This is a genomic window from Agromyces mediolanus (genome assembly GCF_014648575.1).
Classification (GTDB): Bacteria; Actinomycetota; Actinomycetes; order Actinomycetales; family Microbacteriaceae; genus Agromyces; species Agromyces mediolanus.
Genome location: NZ_BMRJ01000001.1, coordinates 758,428 through 762,166, shown reverse-complemented (window position 1 = coordinate 762,166; position 3,739 = coordinate 758,428). Strand labels below are relative to the sequence as shown.

The 3,739-nt window shown below is 71.0% G+C and carries 4 protein-coding genes and 1 pseudogene; 1 reads left to right on the top strand and 4 read right to left on the bottom strand.

The annotated features are described in order from the left end of the window. The 3 genes and pseudogenes from IEY71_RS03595 to ligD all read right to left on the bottom strand — a co-directional run. Positions 1-328: pseudogene (locus IEY71_RS03595) on the bottom strand (hypothetical protein); the annotation flags it as partial. Positions 329-407: 79 nt separating this feature from the next. Further along, the gene (locus IEY71_RS03590) at positions 408-1,118 is read right to left on the bottom strand and encodes an SOS response-associated peptidase (protein ID WP_189083907.1); all 711 of its coding nucleotides are present in this window, start codon (positions 1,116-1,118) and stop codon (positions 408-410) included. A 64-nt stretch (positions 1,119-1,182) separates the two neighbouring features. Continuing rightward, positions 1,183-2,412: a non-homologous end-joining DNA ligase gene (ligD, locus tag IEY71_RS03585; RefSeq protein ID WP_189083906.1), complete on the bottom strand. Its 1,230-nt coding sequence runs from the start codon at positions 2,410-2,412 to the stop codon at positions 1,183-1,185. 58 nt (positions 2,413-2,470) lie between these two features. Here ligD and IEY71_RS03580 point away from each other — a divergent pair, with 58 nt between their 5' ends. Beyond that, on the top strand, positions 2,471-2,953 hold the full coding sequence (locus tag IEY71_RS03580; protein WP_189083905.1) for a hypothetical protein: 483 nt from the start codon (positions 2,471-2,473) through the stop codon (positions 2,951-2,953). A gap of 62 nt (positions 2,954-3,015) precedes the next feature. On the opposite strand, the gene mraY is transcribed toward IEY71_RS03580, so the two are convergent. Then, on the bottom strand, positions 3,016-3,739 hold a 724-nt coding region (mraY, locus tag IEY71_RS03575), incomplete at its 5' end, for a phospho-N-acetylmuramoyl-pentapeptide-transferase (RefSeq protein ID WP_189085056.1).

The following is a 3,739-nucleotide window of genomic DNA, read 5'->3' as shown; positions in this document are numbered from 1 at the left end:
CCGCGGCGGCCGCCCGGACGGCCGCCAGCAGCTCGCCGTCGAGCAGGGTGATCGCGGGCACCTCGTCGTCGAGCGAGATCCATTCCCCTTCCGGAATGTACCCGTCGGACTCGTCGATGGTGCCGTCCCCGGTGTCGCCGCCGCCCGCCTGCGCCTCGCCGGAGGGAGCACCGAGGCCGTCCGCTCCGATGCCGGGGGCGCCGCCGCGGCTCGCCGCCGCCGCGCCCAGCAGGGCGGCTCCGACGGCGACGAAGGCGAGCACGGCGGCGAGGGCGCCGAGCACGGCGACGCGGCGGCGGCGGATGACGGAGTCGTGATGGGTTCGCATACTCCGAGTCGACCGCAGCGGCCGTTGCCGGGCCGTCTCGGAATCCGCATACGCGGGCGATACCCGCCCGCGACCCGGCTCAGCCGGCGGGCAGCGGCTCGATCAGCGTCGGGTCGTGCGGGTCGATCGCCCGGTGGGAGTTGACCCGGCGGTCGACCTCGTACTCGCGGATGGTGGGCGCGACGCGGTCGGATGCCTCGAGCAGGAAGTCGACCATCGCCTGCATGCCGCCCGCGTCGAGCTTCGCCGGATCGAGGTAGCGCTCGACCTCGTCGAGCGGGAGGTACACCGGCATGCGCTCGTGGATCTCGCCCGAGGCATCCCGCGCCTCACGCGTGATGATCGACGCGGAGACCTGCCAGCTGCCGTCGTCGAGCCGCCTGGCGGTCGAGATGCCGGCCGCCGCGAGCAGCTCGCTCTCGCCGTGCAGGTAGTGCGCCTGCTTGTTGCCCGGCTCGCCCGTCCACTCGTAGTAGCCGCGCATCGGCACGATGCAGCGCCCCTGGGCGAAGGCGCCCTTCCACAGTCCGTTCGTCGCGACGGTCTCGATGCGGGAGTTGAACTGCGGACGCTTCGACTCCTTCATGAACGAGGGGTGGAAGTTCCACACGGCGGGCTCGAGCCGCCGCACGAAGGCCCCCGTCTCGCGGTCGGCTCGCTCGCGCACGATCGGGATGGTGTCGGTCGGCGCGAGGCTGTAGCTCGGCCGCCAGTCGGGGAAGTCGTCTTCGGCCTCGAACACCTCGGTGAGGTCGTCGGCCTTCTGCGAGACCACGAATCTTCCGCACATGCTGCCTCCCCGGATCACTGCCAGCCTGCCACCGACCGCCGACGTGCGCAGCCCCGCCGAGCGCTCAGCCCGGCCGCCGGCCCGCCCACGGGTCGTAGTCGGCGATGAGCGGCTCCTGCGGCGGACGCTCGCCCTCGGGCACGTGCTGCAGGTTCACCCGCACGCGGTACCAGAGCGAGCTCGCCCCGCGCATGCCGTCGACGAGCACGTCGGCCGGGTGCAGCGCCGCGGCGGCGGACGGATGCCTCGTCCGCCACTCCTCGAGCGCGGCGAGGGCCTCGGGCTTCGTCTCGGTACGGGCGAGCTCGATGAGCGGCATGGTCGAGGTGCGGCGGCCCGAGGCATCCGCCCCTCTCGGCGGCTTCTCGGCCGGGCCGAGCCGTTCGGCGAGGGCGAGCAGCCCGTCGAGCGATCCGGCCGCGTCGTCGATGCCGGCCGCCGGGTCGCCGCGCTCGGCGAAGCGGCGCAGCACGGTGGTGACGGTGAAGTCCTCGGGCCGGGCGGTGCGCACCTCGTCCCAGTCCAGCGGTGTCGACACGCGTGCGTCGGGGAGCGGTCGCACCGAGTACGCCGAGGCGACGGTGCGGTCCTTCGCGTTCTGGTTGAAGTCGACGAACACGGTCTCGCCGCGCTCCTCCTTCCACCAGCGGGCGGTCGCGAGACCCGGGGCGCGATCGGCGACCTCGCGGGCGAGCGCCTCGGCCGCGAGGCGCAGCTCGGGGTAGCTCCAGCGCGGTTCGATGCGCACGTTCAGGTGCATGCCGCGGGAGCCGGAGGTCTTCGGCCAGGCGACGAGGCCGTGCTCGGCGAGCACCTCGCGCGCGATGAACGCGGTGTCGACGATCTGCGACCACTCGACGCCGGGCATCGGGTCGAGGTCGACGCGGAGCTCGTCGGGGTGATCGAGGTCCTCGACGCGCACCGGATGCGGGTTCAGGTCGATGCAGCCGAGGTTCACGACCCAGGCGAGTCCGGCGCGATCGCGCACGACGGTCTCCTCGGCCTCGGTGCCCGAGGCGTAGTGCAGGGTCGCGGTGTCGATGAAGTCGGGGTGCTGCTCGGGCACCCGCTTCTGGAAGAACGCCTCGCGATCGATGCCCTTCACGAAGCGCTTCAGGACCATCGGCCGTCCGCCGGCGCCGCGGAGGGCGCCGTCGGCGACGGCGAGGTAGTAGTCGACGAGGTCGCGCTTGGTGAGGCCGGCGTCGGGGAAGACGAGCTTGCCGGGATGGCTCAGTCGCACCTCGTGGCCGTCGACCTCGATGACCACGGCGTCGTCGGAGCGGGCCGCCATGTCACCACTCTAGGTGGTTTCATGCGCAGGCGGCGTATCGTCGGAGCCGGAGGCGACCATGGATCTCGAACCCGTGATCACGAAGCTCGATCGCATCGCGGGCGGCCGCGCCGCGGGCGAGAAGGCCGACGACGAGCTCGTCGAGCACCCGCGCACGCGTCGCGCGTTCACCTGGATCAGCTGGCTGCTCGCGCTGGAGCTGCTCATCGGGCTCGCGGCCCTCGTCGTGGCGATCGTGCTGTTCGCGCAGGGCACGGTGCTCGCGTTCCCCGTGTGGATGCGGATCCTTGTCGTGCTGGGCATGACCGCGACGCTGTTCTACTTCGCCTGGCGCGCTCAGAAGGGCTACCGCTGGGCGTACTCCCGGCTGCGGCTGTTCAGCAAGATCTTCCCGGTGATCACGCTCGTCATGGCCGCCATCCCCGGACTGTTCCCGTTCTGGATGGTGACGGAGCAGATCGTGTTCAGCCTGATCCTGATCGGCATCGCCGACTTCCTGGACAGCGATCACATGCGCCGCGTGTTCCGCCGCCCGGAGTGAGCCGCGGCGGGGTGCGCGTGCGGCGACGCGCGCGTGCGGCGACGCGCGCGTGCGGCGAGGCGTCAGCTCTGGAGCCATTCGAGGTAGAAGGTGCCGACGCCGGCGGCGACGAGGAGGCCGCCGATGATCCAGAACCGCACGACGATGGTGACCTCGGCCCACCCCTTCAGCTCGAAGTGGTGATGGATCGGGCTCATCAGGAAGATCCGCTTGCCGTGCGTGAGCTTGAAGTACGCCCGCTGCACGATCACCGACCCCGTCTCGATCACGAACAGCCCGCCGATCAGCACCAGCAGCAGCTCCGTACGGCTCACGATCGCCAACGCCGCGAGCGCCCCGCCCAGGGCGAGCGACCCCGTGTCGCCCATGATGATCTTCGCGGGGTTCGTGTTCCACCACAGGAAGCCGATCAACCCACCGGTGATGGCGGTGGCGACGATCGCGAGATCGAGCGGGTCGCGCACCTCGTAGCACCGGGCGAAGTTGTCGTTGTCGGGGGCGAGGCGGGAGCAGGCCTGGTTGAACTGCCAGAACCCGATGACGACGAACGAGCCGATCGCGAGGATCGACGCCCCGCCGGCGAGCCCGTCGAGCCCGTCGGTCACGTTCACCCCGTTCGACGCCGCCGTCGAGATCAAACAGATCCACACCACGTACAGGACGGTGCCCGCGATCGTGCCGAACACCATGAAGTCCAACGGCAGATCCCGGATGAACGAGATCTTCGTATCCGCCGGCGTCGTGCCCTGCGCATTCGGGAACTGCAACGCCAACACCGCGAACGTG

Excerpts from the sequence above, each read along its gene's own strand:
- ligD (WP_189083906.1), bottom strand. The coding sequence starts at position 2,412 with ATGGCGGCCCGCTCCGACGACGCCGTGGTCATCGAGGTCGACGGCCAC.
- IEY71_RS03590 (WP_189083907.1), bottom strand. The coding sequence starts at position 1,118 with ATGTGCGGAAGATTCGTGGTCTCGCAGAAGGCCGACGACCTCACCGAG.
- IEY71_RS03580 (WP_189083905.1), top strand. The coding sequence starts at position 2,471 with ATGGATCTCGAACCCGTGATCACGAAGCTCGATCGCATCGCGGGCGGC.